The 15,602-nt window shown below is 70.1% G+C and carries 15 protein-coding genes; 6 read left to right on the forward strand and 9 right to left on the reverse strand.

The genetic code is table 11. The features are described from left to right. The first annotated feature begins 95 nt into the window (after window positions 1–95). Together ACIBLA_RS35225 and ACIBLA_RS35230 are read left to right on the forward strand one after the other, a co-directional pair. Window positions 96–890 carry an ABC transporter ATP-binding protein gene (locus tag ACIBLA_RS35225; RefSeq protein WP_399200934.1) on the forward strand — a complete coding sequence of 265 codons (795 nt, stop codon included), beginning with the start codon at window positions 96–98 and terminating at the stop codon, window positions 888–890. Next, window positions 884–3,469, forward strand: coding sequence for an FtsX-like permease family protein (locus ACIBLA_RS35230; RefSeq protein ID WP_399200935.1), 2,586 nt, complete (start codon window positions 884–886; stop codon window positions 3,467–3,469). The genes ACIBLA_RS35225 and ACIBLA_RS35230 overlap by 7 nt, the downstream gene beginning before the upstream one ends. 49 nt (window positions 3,470–3,518) lie before the next feature. On the opposite strand, the gene ACIBLA_RS35235 is transcribed toward ACIBLA_RS35230, so the two are convergent. Then, window positions 3,519–4,187, reverse strand: coding sequence for a class I SAM-dependent methyltransferase (locus tag ACIBLA_RS35235; RefSeq protein WP_363245952.1), 669 nt, complete (start codon window positions 4,185–4,187; stop codon window positions 3,519–3,521). A gap of 264 nt (window positions 4,188–4,451) precedes the next feature. Here ACIBLA_RS35235 and recA point away from each other — a divergent pair, with 264 nt between their 5' ends. Together recA and recX are read left to right on the forward strand one after the other, a co-directional pair. Further along, window positions 4,452–5,588: a recombinase RecA gene (gene recA / locus ACIBLA_RS35240; RefSeq protein ID WP_363245951.1), complete on the forward strand. Its 1,137-nt coding sequence runs from the start codon at window positions 4,452–4,454 to the stop codon at window positions 5,586–5,588. Window positions 5,589–5,597: 9 nt separating this feature from the next. Continuing rightward, entirely contained in the window at window positions 5,598–6,179 is a 582-nt protein-coding gene (gene recX / locus ACIBLA_RS35245; protein ID WP_363245950.1) for a recombination regulator RecX, read from the forward strand. Between the two features lie 152 nt (window positions 6,180–6,331). On the opposite strand, the gene ACIBLA_RS35250 is transcribed toward recX, so the two are convergent. The 8 genes from ACIBLA_RS35250 to ACIBLA_RS35285 form a co-directional block, all read right to left on the reverse strand. After that, the gene (locus ACIBLA_RS35250) at window positions 6,332–6,775 is read right to left on the reverse strand and encodes a rhodanese-like domain-containing protein (RefSeq protein WP_363245949.1); all 444 of its coding nucleotides are present in this window, start codon (window positions 6,773–6,775) and stop codon (window positions 6,332–6,334) included. Continuing rightward, window positions 6,772–7,335: a cysteine dioxygenase gene (locus tag ACIBLA_RS35255; protein WP_363245948.1), complete on the reverse strand. Its 564-nt coding sequence runs from the start codon at window positions 7,333–7,335 to the stop codon at window positions 6,772–6,774. Before ACIBLA_RS35255 ends, ACIBLA_RS35250 begins: the two co-directional genes overlap by 4 nt. A gap of 77 nt (window positions 7,336–7,412) precedes the next feature. Further along, window positions 7,413–7,460, reverse strand: a complete 48-nt coding sequence (locus ACIBLA_RS35260; protein WP_309506048.1) for a hypothetical protein — start codon at window positions 7,458–7,460, stop codon at window positions 7,413–7,415. Between the two features lie 72 nt (window positions 7,461–7,532). Then, window positions 7,533–9,302: an FAD-dependent monooxygenase gene (locus ACIBLA_RS35265; protein ID WP_399200936.1), complete on the reverse strand. Its 1,770-nt coding sequence runs from the start codon at window positions 9,300–9,302 to the stop codon at window positions 7,533–7,535. 173 nt (window positions 9,303–9,475) lie between these two features. Further along, window positions 9,476–10,411 (reverse strand): amino acid ABC transporter permease, encoded by a 936-nt coding sequence (locus ACIBLA_RS35270; protein ID WP_399200937.1) that lies wholly within the window; start codon window positions 10,409–10,411, stop codon window positions 9,476–9,478. Then, entirely contained in the window at window positions 10,408–11,076 is a 669-nt protein-coding gene (locus tag ACIBLA_RS35275) for an amino acid ABC transporter permease (protein WP_363245945.1), read from the reverse strand. The genes ACIBLA_RS35270 and ACIBLA_RS35275 overlap by 4 nt, the downstream gene beginning before the upstream one ends. Window positions 11,077–11,182: 106 nt before the next feature. Further along, window positions 11,183–12,025, reverse strand: a complete 843-nt coding sequence (locus ACIBLA_RS35280) for a glutamate ABC transporter substrate-binding protein (protein ID WP_363245944.1) — start codon at window positions 12,023–12,025, stop codon at window positions 11,183–11,185. 38 nt (window positions 12,026–12,063) lie between these two features. Further along, window positions 12,064–12,849 (reverse strand): amino acid ABC transporter ATP-binding protein, encoded by a 786-nt coding sequence (locus ACIBLA_RS35285; protein ID WP_354605626.1) that lies wholly within the window; start codon window positions 12,847–12,849, stop codon window positions 12,064–12,066. A gap of 251 nt (window positions 12,850–13,100) precedes the next feature. On the opposite strand from ACIBLA_RS35285, the gene ACIBLA_RS35290 reads away from it, so the two are divergent. Together ACIBLA_RS35290 and ACIBLA_RS35295 are read left to right on the forward strand one after the other, a co-directional pair. Continuing rightward, window positions 13,101–13,814 (forward strand): response regulator transcription factor, encoded by a 714-nt coding sequence (locus ACIBLA_RS35290; protein ID WP_399200938.1) that lies wholly within the window; start codon window positions 13,101–13,103, stop codon window positions 13,812–13,814. A gap of 6 nt (window positions 13,815–13,820) precedes the next feature. After that, complete coding sequence (locus tag ACIBLA_RS35295; protein ID WP_399200939.1) at window positions 13,821–15,248, forward strand: ATP-binding protein; 1,428 nt, start codon at window positions 13,821–13,823, stop codon at window positions 15,246–15,248. Window positions 15,249–15,602: the final 354 nt, after the last annotated feature.

Consider the following 15,602-nt stretch of genomic DNA (forward strand, 5'->3'; position numbering starts at 1 on the left):
GGATGCCGTACGGGGCGACCACCCAGCTAGCTCCACCACAGGCATGCCGTCCTGCCGTGATGTGCGCGGCGTCCGGCGCGGCTTGAGTGATCGCCATGAACGACATCGGCACGAACAGCGCCCCCACGTATGGCATCGCCACGAACAGCGTCCCGACGGACTGCACGGCGGTCAGGCTCCGTTCGGTCACCCGGTCCTACGGGAAGGGCGCGGCGGCGGTGACCGCGCTCGACCGGGTCACTCTCGACATACCCAAGGGCACCTTCACCGCCGTCATGGGGCCGTCCGGCTCGGGCAAGTCCACCCTGCTCCAGTGCACGGCCGGACTGGACCGGCCCACCAGCGGCACCGTGACGCTCGGGGACCGCGAACTGACCGCGCTCAGCGAGAACAAGCTGACCCTGCTGCGGCGCGAACGCATCGGCTTCGTCTTCCAGGCGTTCAACCTGTTGCCCTCGCTCACCGCCGAACAGAACGTGGCGCTCCCGCTGCGGCTGGCCGGTCGCCGGCCGAAACGGGGCGCCGTTCTCGACGTGCTGGAGCGGGTGGGGCTGCGTGAGCGCGCGGGACACCGGCCCAGTGAACTCTCCGGCGGCCAGCAGCAGCGTGTGGCACTCGCCAGGGCGCTGGTCACGCGCCCCGACGTGCTCTTCGGGGACGAGCCGACCGGGGCGCTGGACTCCCGGACGGGACGCGAGGTCCTGACCCTGCTGCGCGACATGGTCGACGGGGGCCAGACAGTGATCATGGTGACGCACGACCCGATGGCGGCGTCGCACGCGGACCGTGTGCTGTTCCTGGCGGACGGCCGGGTGCGCGACGCCCTCGACTCCCCGACCGCGGACCGGGTCGCGGAGCGGATGACCGCGTTGGCGGTGGCCCCGTGCTGAGGCTGACGCTCCAAGGGATGCGGGCCCGTTGGGTCACCTTCACCGGGTCGTTCGTCGCCCTCGCCCTCGGGGTGGGGCTCATCGCCGCGACCGGGCTGGCGCTGGCGGCCACGTTCCAGGCTCCTCACCGCGGCCCTGAACGCTTCGCCGCGGCCCCGGTGGTCGTCCGGGCCACCGACACCCTTCGGGTGTCCACACCCATCGGTGAGCGTACGCAGCACCTCGCCGATCCACGTGCGGTGCCGGCCGCCCTGGCCGCCGAACTCGCGCGGCTCGGCAGGACGGTGGAGGACCGGACGTTCCCGGTGTCGTTCGCCGACGCCTCCTTGGGAGGCGGAGCCGACCGTACGGACAGTGAGGGTGACGGGGCGGTCGGGCATCCGTGGTCCGTGGCGGCGGCCACGCCGTACCGGCTCACGGACGGTCGCGCGCCCGCGGCGCCCGGCGAGATCGTCGTCGCCGTGGCGCCCCGTGCACATGACCGGACCGGCGGAGGAGTGGCGGTCGGCGACCGCGTCCAGGTCGTCACCCCGGCCGGGGCCGGCGGCCGCACCGTCGTCGGCACCGTGGCCGCGACGGGCTTCGAGAGCGCCGTGTTCTTCACCGACGCCGAGGCGGCCCAACTCTCGCCCCGTATCGACGCGTTGGTGGTGCACGCGGACGCGGCGGCCGTACGCGAGGCCGTACGCGCGACCACCGGACAGGGCGCGACCGGCGCAGGCAGCGGCACCGGCACCGGCACCGGCACGGGGATCGACGTCCTGACCGGAGACGAACGGCGCGAGGCCGACCCGGACCCGGACCGGGACAGCGAGGCTCTGGTCGCGGTCAACGCGCTGCTGGGTACGGCGGCCGGCATTACCTGCTTCGTCTCCGTCTTCGTGGTGGCTTCGACCTTCGCCTTCGCCGTCGCCGAGCGCAGACGCGAGTTCGGTCTGCTCCGTACGGCGGGCGCCACACCGCGACAGATACGGAGCACGGTGTTCGCCGAGGCGGTCCTCGTCGCCGTACCCGCATCGGCCGCCGGCTGCCTGCTCGGCGCCCTCGGTGCGCCACCGCTCGCCGCGTGGATGGTCGACAGCGGCATCGCACCGTCCTGGTTCGCGATCGGCGACCAGACCTGGCCGCTGCACACGGCCTTCTGGACCGGCCTGTGCGTGGCGATGGCCGGCGTCCTGACGTCTTCCTGGCGGGCGGGACGGATCAAGCCCACAGAGGCGTTGCGCGAGGCCGCAATCGACAGCAGGGCGATGCCCCCGAGCCGCTGGGTGCTCGGAGCCCTTGTCCTGCTCGCGGGCCTGGGACTGCTCGTGTGGTCGCTGGCGACCGATCCCGGCGAGGCACTCAAGCGGAAGACCTACACCACCCGGCCGATGCTGCTGATCGTCGGCTTCGCCCTGTTCGCGCCGGCGCTCGTACCGCCATTGGTCAGGTTCGTCACCTGGCTGCCCGCCCGACTGCCGGGCGCCACCGGCCTGCTGGCGCGGGAGAACGCGGCCACCGGGGTGCGCCGCACGGCGGCCGTCGCCGCTCCCGTACTGATCACCGTCGCGCTCGCCGCCTCCCTCCTGGGGACGACGGCGACGATCAACGAGGCCAAGGCCACCGAGGCCGCGACACAGACGACCGCCGACTACGTGGTGACTGCGCCAGGTGAGGAGGGCACGGTGCCCGCACCGTTCGTGGCACGGGCGTGGAGCATCCCCGGCACGGCCGTGAGCGCTTCGCGCTCCACCTCCGTGACCGTTCTCGAAGAGGGTGTCGCGCTCGTCAGGTCCGAGGCCAGAGCGGTGGACCCGGCCGATCTCGCGGCGGTGTCCCGGCTGCCGGTGGCGTCCGGCCGGGTGGCCGATCTCGACGACGGCGGCATCGTCGTCAACGAGGAATGGCTGACACGGACGGTCGGGCAGCGGGTCAGGGTCTGGCTCGGCGACGGCCGTGAGGTGACGCTGCGGATCGTGGCGGTGCTCCGGACCGGCACCGGCGACAACGGTGTGTACGTGACCCCGCGCAACGCCCCCGGCGCCACGGTCGATCGCGTCGACGTCAAGCTGCGTGACGGCGCGGACGCCGCCGCTGTCGACACCGCACTGCGCGAGGCGGGACGGGCGACGCAGACGACCGTCCTTACGAAGGACGCGTGGATGGCGCGGAGCCACCCCCGTTCCAGCGAGACGACCCACCTGGGGCTGCTGCTGGTTCTGGGGATCGCCCTGCTGTACACGGGGATCGCGCTGGCGAACACCCTGGTCATGGCGACGTCCGACCGGGTAGGCGACCTCGCGGTGCTCCGGCTGACCGGGGCGACCAAACGGCAGGTGCTCCGCCTGGTCGCGGCCGAGGCCCTGGTGGTCGTCGCCGTGGGTTCCCTCCTCGGCGCCGCCGTCGCCGGCCTGAACCTCCTCGGGCTGCGGAGCGCCCTCGCGCTGCTCTCCGTCCGGTCACCCCTGGTCGTGCCCTGGGGAAGCCTGGGGGCGGTGGTGGCGGCGAGCGCCGTACTGGCGGTGGTGGCCGCCGTCGTACCCGCGCTGACGGCGCTGCGCACGAGGCCGGCCGAGTACGCGGGGACGCGCGAGTAGCCACGCCGTCGTGACGACCGCGTACAGCGCACGGCTCACGGCGCACGGCTCACGAGCGGTCAGGCGGGTCCGCCGGCGGTTCCGCGATACCGACGACGGCTCCGTCCCGAGTCCGGACGTCGGCCGTCCACCCCAGCGCCGCGAGGTCACCCATGAGCGTCCTGGCTTCGTGGAACACCTTAACGATGCGGTACCGACTGCCGTCGCCGAGTCGGCGCAGCACCGCGGGAACGGGCCCCTCCGCGAGGACTTCCTCGCTCGCCACCGCATCGGGGCCGTCGTCGACGAAGACCGCCCTGCCACCCGGCGCGAGCATGGAGGCGACGGTGTTCCAGAAGTCGGGCAACCGCGCCGGCGGGACATGGGAGAGCCAGAAGGCGAAGAAGACCGTGTCGTAGCGCCGCGGCGGCTGCCACTCGAACACATCGGCCTGCAGGAAGTGGACGTGCGGGAAGGGTGTACGCGCACGAGCCAGGGCCAGTACCTCGGCGGCCACGTCGACAGCCGTCACCGAACGTGCGCGAGCGGCGAGCATCGGGGTCCACCGGCCCGTTCCGCAGGCCAGTTCCAGCACGTCCCCGCCGATCGGAAGCTCATCGACCACGGTCAGCAGCCGCCGCAGCTCCTCGCGCTCCGTATAGGCCCGGTCGTACTCGGCCGCGCCTGCGCGGTAGTAGGCGATCTGCTCGGCGAGAAGGGCATCGTCGTCGCTGTTCATGAGCAGAAGGGTGAGGTCTGCCCCTGAGGCAAGGTCAACCCGCCAGAACCGCCCCCTCACCCCCGCCCGCTCCGCGACACACCCACGCGATGCGCTTGACACCAAAATCGAACAAGCATTCTCATGGACTCGGGACGCCGGTCGGCCGGGGTCCCGGGAGCCGGAGTTTTCCACAGGCCGGGAGGACGTCGAGGCCCATTGTCAGTGGCAGGGGATAGCGTCTTCGATGTGAAGCGATCGACACAAGCAAATCGGGTGGAACCCATGGCAGGATCCGACCGCGAGAAGGCGCTGGACGCCGCTCTCGCCCAAATTGAACGGCAATTCGGCAAGGGCGCGGTGATGCGCCTCGGCGAGCGGCCGAACGAGCCCATCGAGGTCATCCCCACCGGATCGACCGCGCTCGACGTCGCTCTCGGAGTCGGCGGCATCCCCCGCGGCCGTGTGGTGGAGGTGTACGGCCCGGAGTCCTCCGGCAAGACGACGCTGACGCTGCACGCGGTGGCGAACGCCCAGCGGGCGGGCGGCACGGTGGCGTTCGTGGACGCCGAGCACGCCCTCGACCCGGAGTACGCGAAGAAGCTCGGCGTCGACATCGACAGTCTGCTGCTCTCCCAGCCGGACAACGGCGAGCAGGCCCTGGAGATCGTGGACATGCTGGTCCGGTCCGGGGCGCTCGACCTCATCGTCATCGACTCCGTCGCGGCCCTGGTGCCGCGCGCGGAGATCGAGGGCGAGATGGGCGACTCGCACGTGGGTCTTCAGGCGCGGCTGATGAGCCAGGCGCTCCGCAAGATCACCAGTGCGCTCAACCAGTCCAAGACCACGGCCATCTTCATCAACCAGCTCCGCGAGAAGATCGGCGTGATGTTCGGCTCGCCCGAGACCACGACCGGTGGGCGGGCGCTCAAGTTCTACGCCTCGGTGCGGCTCGACATCCGTCGTATCGAGACGCTGAAGGACGGCACCGACGCCGTCGGCAACCGCACCCGCGTCAAGGTCGTCAAGAACAAGGTCTCGCCGCCCTTCAAGCAGGCCGAGTTCGACATCCTCTATGGCCAGGGGATCAGCCGCGAGGGCGGTCTGATCGACATGGGCGTGGAGGAGGGCTTCGTCCGCAAGGCCGGCGCCTGGTACACGTACGAGGGCGACCAGCTCGGCCAGGGCAAGGAGAACGCCCGCAACTTCCTCAAGGACAATCCCGATCTCGCCGACGAGATCGAGAAGAAGATCCTGGAGAAGCTGGGTGTTGGTGTGAAGCCGGAGGAGTCTCCCGGCGGGGCCGGAGCGGACGCGGCCGGAGCTGTCGCGGCCGGTGCCCCGGCCACCGACACGGCCAAGACGGTTCCCGCTCCCGCCACCAAGGCCAAGTCCGCCAAGGCGGCGGCGGCAAAGAGCTAGTTCGGCGCCGTGCCTTACGCGAAAAGGCGGCGAACTGAGCGGCAGGGCGGCAGCCCCGACTCGTCGAGGGCCGAGAAGGAGCTGCCGCCCCAGGACCCGGCGGAGCGGGCGCGGGCGATCTGTCTGCGCCTGCTCACCGGGACCCCTCGCACCCGGAAACAACTGGCGGACGCGCTGGAGAAGCGCGACATCCCCGAGGATGTCGCGGCGGAAGTCCTCTCCCGCTTCGAAGACGTGGGACTGATCAACGACGGTGCGTTCGCCGACGCGTGGGTGGAGTCACGGCACCACGGCCGGGGGCTGGCCCGCCGCGCCCTGGCGCGTGAACTGCGCACCAAGGGTGTGGACTCCGACCTGATCGACGAGGCGGTCGGGCAGCTCGACTCCGAACAGGAGGAGGCGACGGCACGGGAGTTGGTCGCCCGCAAGCTCCGCTCCACCCGTGGCATGGATCGGGACAGGCGGGTGCGCAGGCTCGCGGGAATGCTGGCCCGCAAGGGATATCCGCAGGGCGTGGCCCTGCGGGTGGTCAAGCAGGCACTGGAGGCGGAAGGCGAGGACACGGAAGGATTGGACGAGGGGATCTACTGAGGTCCGGGAAGCCGGGAGCAAGTCAGAAACACAGGGGGGCGAGAAGAACGACGAACGAAACCCGGCCCGCGCGGGGGGAGGGCCGGGCTCAGGCCGAGGCGACCGACGGCCGAAGTGGCCGACCGGCAGCGGGTGTTGTCAGATCGATCGGCTCAGTGCGGGAGTGAGACCGGCAGACCTGCCGCTTTCCAGGCCTGGAAGCCGCCGACGAGGTCCGTCGCGCGGTGCAGCCCCAACTGGCGCAGTGAGACCGCCGCGAGACTCGACGCGTAGCCCTCGTTGCAGAACACCACGACGCGCAGATCGTGGCTCGTGGCCTCCGCTGCGCGATGGCTGCCCTGCGGGTCGAGGCGCCACTCCAGTTCGTTGCGCTCGACGACCAGTGCACCGGGGATCAGCCCGTCGCGGTCCCGCAGTTGCGCGTACCGGATATCGACCAGCAGCGCGCCGTTCTCGGCGGCGGCGAAGGCCTCGCGCGGGTCGATCCGGTCAAGTCCCTCGCGGACCCGGTCGAGCAGTTCGTCTATCCCCAACGGCGCCTCAACTCCCGCCGCCGCCCGGCTCTGCCCTGTCTGTTCGCCCCGCCCGTCGCTCACTGCCACTCCTGCGGGCGCTCGACCTGCTCAAGGCGGAGCACCGCGCCGGTGCGGCTGTAACGGCGCATCAGGGGCAGCGGCGGGTAGTAGGCGTGCACCGATACGGCGTGTTTCGAGTCCGACTCGTTGCGCACCTCGTGGACATGGTGGCTGCCGAACGCTCTGGCGTCACCCTTCGTCAACTTCCGCTCCCGGTCCACCCCTTCGGCCAGCTCCAGCGTCTTCCAGCCCTCGGTGGGCAGCCGCGCGGCCAGCGAGTCCTCCTGGAGCGCGCCCGCAGCCGTGGCGAAGGCGCCGTACGAGCCGCCGTGGTCGTGCCAGCCGGTCCCCGTGCCGGGCGGCCAGCCGATGATCCACGCCTCGCTGCCGGCGGGGCCTTCGAGGCGGATCCAGGTACGGCCCCCGGGGTCGAGGGGAAGGGTGGAGACAAGCTCCGCGTCGGCCGCCGTACGCCGGACGAAAGCCAGCAGGTCGGCCTGGGTGGGAGAGGCAACAGCCGGAGAAGCAACGGCAGTTGACGCCGGGGCGGCTGGCGCGGGGGTGTCGAGAGAGGAAGACATGAGCACCGTCCTGGAAGTTCGCGAGGTCGCGCCGCCATGTGCCGACACGACGAGCGCTACGAGAAGGGGGGGCGAATTCAGCAGGACGGACGACACACGCAGCCCGCATAGCGGACCAGGTCCATATGGACCCTCCGCCACAGGCGCACATCGGTGTCAGTCACGTTCCGGAGTACACCATGTGATCACCACGACGGTCAATTGATGTTGGCGGTCCGATCCGAACGGTTGGAGCGATCTCTCGCCGAAGTGGCTTCGGGCGCGCCCCCACGTGCGGCGTCGGCCGCCGCGTACAGCTCGTCGGGGCGCACTCCGCCGAAGGCCGCGACCAGGTGCCCGTCGGGTCGGACCAGCAGCACCGAGTGCGCGGACGCCCCCGGATAGCTCTCGGTGACCAGCAGTTCGGCTGCTGACGGCAGCGCCGCCACGGCCTCCGCGAGCCTCGGCATCACACCCGCGGTCAGCCAGTGCCGGCGATCCCACACGCCCGTCCCCGGCGCGACCAGCACCACGAGGAACTTGCCTCTGCCGAGCCGGTCCCGCAGCCGTACGGTGTTGCCGTCCGGCGCGGTCACGAGCACGTCGTCGACGGGCGCGCCCGTTCGGGTGTCGACCGTCGTGTGCGCCTCGGCGTACGGAGGCGCTAGGGGGGAGTGCGGGTACGCGGGGGGCGCGCCCAGCGGCCCGTTCCCCAGGTGCCCGTCGGCGAGCAGTGAGTCATGGCCGCGCGCGGTGCCCGGAAGGTACGTACGCAGCCCTCCGCCGCTGCGAAGTATCGTCAGCGACTGGTCGGCCGCGCGCAGCCGCGAGGCGACGGCGGTACGGCGTTCCGCCTGGTAGCTGTCCAGCAGCGTCTCCGACGCCCCGTGGTGCCAGGTCTGCGCCAGCTTCCAGCCCAGATTGTCGGCGTCTCGCAGCCCCTCGTCGAGCCCCTGCGTGCCCAGCGCGCCGAGCAGGTGCGCGGCGTCCCCGGCCAGGAAGGCCCGGCCGACGCGCCAGCGCCGCGCGAGCCGGTGGTGCAGCGTGTACACGCCGGTGTCGAGCAGGTCGTACGGCGGCGTCTCGCCGCACCAGCCGGCCAGGGTGTCGCGCACCCGCGCCACCAGCGACTCCGGCGTGACCAGCTCCCCCCGAGCCGGCAGCAGCCAGTCCAGCCGCCACACGCCGTCGGCCAGCGGCCTGGCGGACACCTCCTGGCCGCCGCCCCGCCACGGCGGCTGACGGTGCAGCACGGCCTCACCGGGCCAGGGCAGTTCGACACGGAGCGCGGCGACCGCGTGCCGTTCCACCGCCGTACGGCCCGGGAAACGGACGCCCAGGAGCTTGCGGACGGTGGATCTGGCGCCGTCGCAGCCCACCACATGACTTCCCCGCCACCAGGTCGCGCCGGGGCCGCGTGTGTGCACCGTGACGCCCCGCGCGTCCTGCTCCAGCGAGTCGAGCCTGCTGTCCGTCACCAGCCGCACCAGGTCATGGTGAGCGACGGCGCCCCTGAGGGCACGCGTCAGGGCGTGCTGGGGGAGGTGTAAGGGCGAGGGGAACACCGCGTCGGCACGTTCCCCGTCCCCGACGGCACCCCCCGCGCCAGAACCCGCACCCGCGCCGGCACCCGCGCCGGCACCCGCACCGCCACCCGAAAACGCGCCGCCACCGGCCCCCCTCGCCTGACCGACCTCGTCGGGCTCACCCGTCCCACCGGCCTTACCGAGTACCAACTGCCGCATCTGCTGCTTGCGCCGCAGTTGTCGCCATCCGACCCACCAGGCCCCTTCGTCACGGAGCGTGGAGCAGCCCAGCCGCGCCATCAGCGCGGCGGTGTCGGGCCGCAGCACCGCCGTACGGGCCGGGCGCGGGTCGTCGTTGCCCGCCCCCTCGTCCAGCACGACGACGGGAACGCCCTGGGTGGCGAGGCAGAGCGAGAGCGCGAGCCCCACAGGGCCCGCGCCGACGACGATCACCGGGTCCACGGCGCGACCCCTCCGGCCCGTACGGTCATGTGGCGATTGGCGGTTGGAACCCGGGGAGCGATCACAGAACGTATGCAACCTACTGCGAGTGCTTGCGTCAAGTGACGGAGGCAGCGACGCCGCGCGCCGCTGCCTCCGTCGGGTCCTCCGGCCCCGCTTTCGGGGCCGCGCGGCTAGCTTCCGCCGCCTTCGTCGCCGGTGGCTCGGTCGGTCTTGCCCACCGGGCCCAGACCCGCCGGCGTACCGGTGGCGCTCAGATTGTCCATGGCCCCGCCCGTCAGCACGGCCCCGGTGCTCCGTTTGGCGCGGCGCAGCCGCTTCTCCAGCCAGGACGCGAACGTCGTGAGCAGGAGATTCAGCAGGATGAAGATCACCGCGACGACGATGAAGCTCGGGATGACGTTGCCGTAGTTCGCGGCGAGTGTCTTCCGGGCGTTGAGCAGTTCGGTGAAGCTGAGCAGCGCACCGCCGAGCGCGGTGTCCTTCACGATGACGACGAGCTGGCTCACCAGCGCGGGCAGCATCGCGGTCACCGACTGCGGCAGCAGGATGGTGCGCATCGTCTGGCCCTTGCGCAGACCGATCGCCTTCGCGGCCTCAGTCTGCCCCTTGGGCAGCGACAGGATGCCCGCGCGGACGACCTCGGCCAGCACCGAAGCGTTGTACAGCACAAGGCCGGTGACAACCGCGTACAGCGGACGCATGTCCGTGCTGATGTCGGTGTACTCCGCGTAGAGCTGGTTCGCGAACACCATCAGGATCAGCACAGGGATGGCGCGGAAGAACTCGACGACCACACCGGACGGGACTCTGACCCACCGGTGGTCGGAGAGCCGTGCGATACCGAAGAGGGCTCCCAGCGGCAGCGCGATGGCCAGCGCCAGCGAAGCGGCCTTGATGGTGTTGACGAGACCCGGCAGCAGATACGTCGTCCACGCCTGGGACTCGGTGAAGGGGCTCCACTTCGCCCACTCCAGCTGCCCCTTGTCCGACATGGCGGAGTAGACCCACCAGGCGCCCAGGGCCAGGACGATCAGGAACAGCACCGAGTAGACGGTGTTGCGCCGCTTGGCGCCGGGACCCGGCGCGTCGTACAGAACGGAAGTCATCGCTTCACCGCCACTCGCTTGGCGACCCAGCCGAGGATGAGACCGGTCGGCAGTGTCAGGACCACGAACCCGAAGGCGAAGATCGCCGAGATGAGGATGAGTTGCGACTCGTTCTCGATCATCTCCTTCATCAGGAGGGCCGCTTCGGCGACACCGATGGCCGCGGCCACCGTCGTGTTCTTCGTCAGGGCGATCAGCACGTTGGTGAGAGGCCCGATGACGGAGCGGAACGCCTGGGGAAGGACTATGAGGGACAGGACCTGGGTGAAGTTCAGCCCGATGGCCCGCGCCGCCTCCGCCTGCCCGACGGGCACCGTGTTGATACCGGAGCGGATGGCCTCACAGACGAACGCGGCCGTGTACGCCGTCAGTCCGAGAATGGCCAGCCGGAAACTCAGAGCGTCGAAGTCGTCGGCCGCGCCCAGAGTGATACCGAAGACGTCGGCGAGACCGAGGGAGGAGAAGACGATGATGACGGTGAGCGGAATGTTCCGGACCACGTTGACGTAGACCGTGCCGAATCCACGCATCAGCGGAACCGGGCTCACCCGCATCGCGGCAAGTATGGTGCCCAGGATGAGGGAGCCGATTCCGGAGAAGACGGCGAGCTGCACCGTCACCCAGAACGCCCCGAGCAGGTCGTAACCTTCAAGAAAGTCGAACACGATCTCCCGCGCTCTCGCGTTTGTTGATGGCGTGGCGCGCCACCCTCACGGGGCGGCGCGCCACATCTGCGCCGAATGAGCCGTACGGGCCGACGGGCCCGCCGATTCAGCTGACGATGTTGCCGATCTTCGGGGCGGGCTCGTTCTTGTACTCGGCCGGACCGAAGTTGTCCGTCACGGCCTTGTCCCAGGCCTTGTCCGAGACCATCTTCTCCAGGGCGGCGTTGATGTCGTCGACCATCTTGGTGTCGCCCTTCTTGACACCGATGCCGTAGTTCTCGTTGCTCAGGCTGAGGCCGGCGAGCTTGAACTTGCCCTTGTTCTGTTCCTGCGAGGCGTAACCGGCGAGGATCGAGTCGTCCGTGGTCAGCGCGTCGACGGCACCGCTGGAGAGTCCGTCGATGCACTCCGAGTACGTGCCGTACTCCCTCAGCTGCGCCTTGGGCGCGACCTTGTCCTTGACGTTCTGCGCCGAGGTGGAGCCGGTGACGGAACAGAGCTTCTTGCCGTTGAGGTCCGAGCCCTTGGCGATGTTGTCGTCGTTGCGGATCAGCAGGTCCTGGTGGGCCAGCAGATACGGTCCGGCGAAGTCGACCTTCTGCTTGCGCTCGTCGGTGATCGAGTAGGATGCCGCGATGAAGTCGACGTCGCCGCGCTCAAGGGCGGTCTCACGGTCGGCGCTCGGGGTCTCCTTCCACTCGATGTCCTTCTCGGCGTAACCGAGTTCCTTCGCGACGTACGTCGCGACGTCGACATCGAAACCGGTGTAGGAGCCGTCCGGCGTCTTCAGGCCGATACCGGGCTGGTCGAACTTGATACCGATGGTGATCTTCTTGCCACCACCGTCGCCCTCGCTCGCCGAGTCGCTGTCGTCGGAACCGCACGCGGTCGCGGTGAGGGAAAGGGCCAGTACGGTGGCGGCAGCAGCGCTTGCTTTACGGAGATTCATGGTCAACATCCTTCGTTGTCTCGAAAGTTACGGGCAGCTCAGTGGTGCAGGATCTTCGACAGGAAGTCCTTGGCCCGGTCGCTGCGAGGATTGGTGAAGAACTGCTCCGGCGTCGCCTCTTCGACGATCTGGCCGTCCGCCATGAAGACGACCCGATTCGCGGCGGACCGCGCGAAGCCCATCTCGTGGGTCACTACGACCATGGTCATGCCGTCACGTGCGAGCTGCTGCATGACTTCGAGCACCTCGTTGATCATCTCCGGGTCGAGCGCCGAGGTCGGCTCGTCGAAGAGCATGACCTTGGGCTCCATGGCCAGCGCGCGGGCGATCGCGACGCGCTGCTGCTGGCCACCGGAGAGCTGTGCGGGATACTTGTCCGCCTGGTTGGCCACACCGACGCGGTCGAGCAGGGTCCGCGCGAACTCGTCCGCGGCCCCCTTGTCCTTCTTGCGGACCTTGATCTGCCCCAGAGTGACGTTCTCCAGGACGGTCTTGTGCGCGAAGAGGTTGAAGGACTGGAAGACCATGCCGACATCGGCGCGCAGTCGGGCCAGCTCCTTGCCTTCGGCGGGCAGCGGCTTCCCGTCGAGCGAAATGCTGCCGGAGTCGATCGGCTCCAGACGGTTGATGGCGCGGCACAGTGTGGACTTGCCGGACCCGGAGGGCCCGATCACGACGACGACCTCGCCACGGGCGATGGTCAGATCGATGTCCTGGAGCACATGCAGCGCGCCGAAGTGCTTGTTGACGTTGCTCAGCACGACCAGGTCGCCCGACGCCGGCCCGGCGCCCTCGGTTTCCTTGGTCACTGAAACTCCGCTCATCGGCTTCTTGCTCCGTCCTCCTCGGTTGGGAGGACCTTAGTCACGCACTGCGACCAGCGTCATTACATCTGAGGGGAAATTGAGCATAACGATCCGGCCGCAACCGGACACACCGTGTGAAGAGGGCCGGTTCGGCGTACCGGGTGGGTAACGGAAACTGTCCCTTAACGGGAAGTGACTTGACTGGTGCCGCGGCCATGGGCGTGGATGCCCTGGTACGTACTGTGACGGACGCACCACGGAGGAGGGCCATGAGGCTGCTGCTCGTCGAGGACGACGACCACGTCGCGGCGGCCCTCGCCGCCGTACTGGCGAGGCACGGCTTCGACGTCACGCACGCGCGCAGCGGTGAAGAGGCGCTGCAGGCCCTGCTCCCGGTGACCGACGGGACGAAGTCTCCTTACGGAGTCGTACTCCTCGACCTCGGGCTGCCCGACCAGGACGGCTACGCGGTCTGCGGCAAGATCCGCAAGCTCTGCTCGACCCCGGTGATCATGGTGACGGCGCGGGCCGACGTGCGTTCCCGGATCCACGGGTTGAACCTCGGCGCCGACGACTACGTCACCAAGCCGTACGACACCGGGGAGTTGCTCGCCCGGATCCACGCCGTCAGCCGGCGCAGCGTCGGCGGTGAGGAGACCGGAGTGGCCGGCGGGGACTCGCTGCGCCTCGGACCGGTCACCATCGAACTGTCCACCCGCCGCGTCACCGTGGGCGACGCCCCCATCCAGCTGACCCGCAAGGAGTTCGACCTGCTCGCGCTCCTCGCGCAGCGTCCCGGCGTCGTCTTCCGCCGGGAGCAGATCATCAGCGAGGTGTGGCGCACCAGTTGGGAGGGGACCGGCCGGACGCTCGAAGTGCACGTGGCGTCGCTGCGCTCCAAACTCCGGATGCCGGCGCTGATCGAGACCGTGCGCGGCGTCGGCTACCGCCTCGTCGCCCCCGCCGCGCACCAGGGACCGTAGTACCCGGTGGGTACCCGACTTCTGCCGCTGCTCATCGTCCTCATGGCGGGCGTGCTCCTCGCGCTCGGCTTCCCGCTGGCCGTGAGTCTCGCCGCGGCCCAGCAGCAGGACGTCGTCGTCGACCGGATCGACGACACGGCGCGCGTCGCCGCCCTCGCGCAGTTCGTCAGCGAGGGCGACGCGGGGGCCGCGGGCTCCGGCGCGGGCAGAGGGTCCGACGAGCGCGGATCCATGCTGGGGGAGGAGCTCACCCGCTACTACGACGTGTACGGCATCCGGGCGGGCGTCTTCTACCGCGACGGAGAGGCCATGGCGCGGGCCCCGGAGGGCTGGAGGGTGCCCCGGACCGGGGAAGGGCGCCTGGCCTTCCAGGAGGCCCTTCTGGGGCGGCGCAGCGACGATCCCCAGCAGGTCTGGCCCTGGCAGGGCCACGGCCGGCTGATCGTCGCGTCCCCCGTCGTACGGGACGGGGACGTCGTCGCCGTCGTCGTGACCGACTCGCCCACCGGGCAGATGCGGTCGCGGATCCTCGAAGGCTGGCTGTACATCGCGGTCGGCGAGGCCGCCGCCATGCTGCTCGCCGTCGGGGCCGCGTTCCGTCTGACGGGCTGGGTGCTGCGTCCGGTACGGGTCCTGGACGCCGCCACGCACGACATCGCCACCGGCCGGATGAAGTCCCGCGTCGCCGCCGCCGGGGGCCCGCCGGAACTCAGACGGCTCGCCCACTCCTTCAACGAGATGGCCGACAACGTCGAGGACGTACTGGAACAGCAGCGCGCCTTCGTCGCCGACGCCTCCCACCAACTGCGCAATCCGCTCGCCGCTCTGCTGCTGCGGATCGAACTGCTCGCCCTCGAACTGCCCGCCGGGAACGAGGAGATCGCCTCGGTCCGTACGGAGGGCAAGCGGCTCGGGCAGGTGCTCGACGACCTGCTGGACCTGGCGCTGGCCGAACACGCCCCCGCCGATCTGCGGCTCACCGACGTCGGGGCGCTGGTGTCCGAGCGCGTCGCGGCATGGCGGGCGTACGCGGAGGAGAAAGGCGTACGGCTGACCGAGAGTACCGGCGCGGTCACCGGCTGGGCGGACCCGGTCGCCCTCTCCAGCGCGCTCGACGCGGTCGTGGACAACGCCCTGAAGTTCACACCGGAGGGCGGCGAGGTGGATGTGCGGGTGGCTCGCGGCGGCAGCGACCGCACCACCATCACTGTCACCGACGGCGGGCCCGGACTCTCCGACGACGAGATGGACCGGATCGGCGACCGCTTCTGGCGCAGCAACCGCCACCAGAACGTCAAGGGGTCGGGACTGGGCCTGTCGATCTCGCGGGCGCTGCTCGCGGCGGGAGGCGGGACGATCGCGTACGAACACGGTGAACCGCGCGGGCTGCGGGTGACGCTCACGGTCCCGAGGTCGTCACCGGCCTCCTCCTGAAGAGGACGTCCACGTGGACGGTGCGACGAGGCGTCGTCCCTAGGCCGTGTCTGACAAATAGCGCCGTCCGCCTTTGGGGCGGGGCGAGCGGCGTCCGGTGCGTGCGATCGCAAGGCGGAGGATCGCTCTCGTACTGGGCGTACTCGGGTGCCTTCGAGAGCGCTGCCAACGCGGCGAGCGTGCGTGCCGGGCGTCGCGCGCCAGGCGGGATTTGTCAGACACGGCCTAGATGAGTAAGTCCGAAGTCGTGGTCGTGTGAATGAAGCGAGGGTCTCGTTGGTCCGTTTGTGACGACAGACCTCGAAACCCTCGCGCTTGCACTGTACGTGAAGATCGATGACTCTCTGGCGGGTT

Origin of the sequence: Streptomyces sp. NPDC050433 (assembly GCF_044458565.1) — a bacterium.
Classification (GTDB): domain Bacteria; phylum Actinomycetota; class Actinomycetes; order Streptomycetales; family Streptomycetaceae; genus Streptomyces.

Coding starts and splice junctions, on each gene's coding strand:
- recA (WP_363245951.1), top strand. CDS start 4,452: ATGGCAGGATCCGACCGCGAGAAGGCGCTGGACGCCGCTCTCGCCCAA.
- ACIBLA_RS35255 (WP_363245948.1), bottom strand. CDS start 7,335: ATGTCTTCCTCTCTCGACACCCCCGCGCCAGCCGCCCCGGCGTCAACT.
- ACIBLA_RS35290 (WP_399200938.1), top strand. CDS start 13,101: ATGAGGCTGCTGCTCGTCGAGGACGACGACCACGTCGCGGCGGCCCTC.
- ACIBLA_RS35280 (WP_363245944.1), bottom strand. CDS start 12,025: ATGAATCTCCGTAAAGCAAGCGCTGCTGCCGCCACCGTACTGGCCCTT.
- ACIBLA_RS35285 (WP_354605626.1), bottom strand. CDS start 12,849: ATGAGCGGAGTTTCAGTGACCAAGGAAACCGAGGGCGCCGGGCCGGCG.
- ACIBLA_RS35270 (WP_399200937.1), bottom strand. CDS start 10,411: ATGACTTCCGTTCTGTACGACGCGCCGGGTCCCGGCGCCAAGCGGCGC.
- ACIBLA_RS35225 (WP_399200934.1), top strand. CDS start 96: ATGAACGACATCGGCACGAACAGCGCCCCCACGTATGGCATCGCCACG.
- ACIBLA_RS35235 (WP_363245952.1), bottom strand. CDS start 4,187: ATGAACAGCGACGACGATGCCCTTCTCGCCGAGCAGATCGCCTACTAC.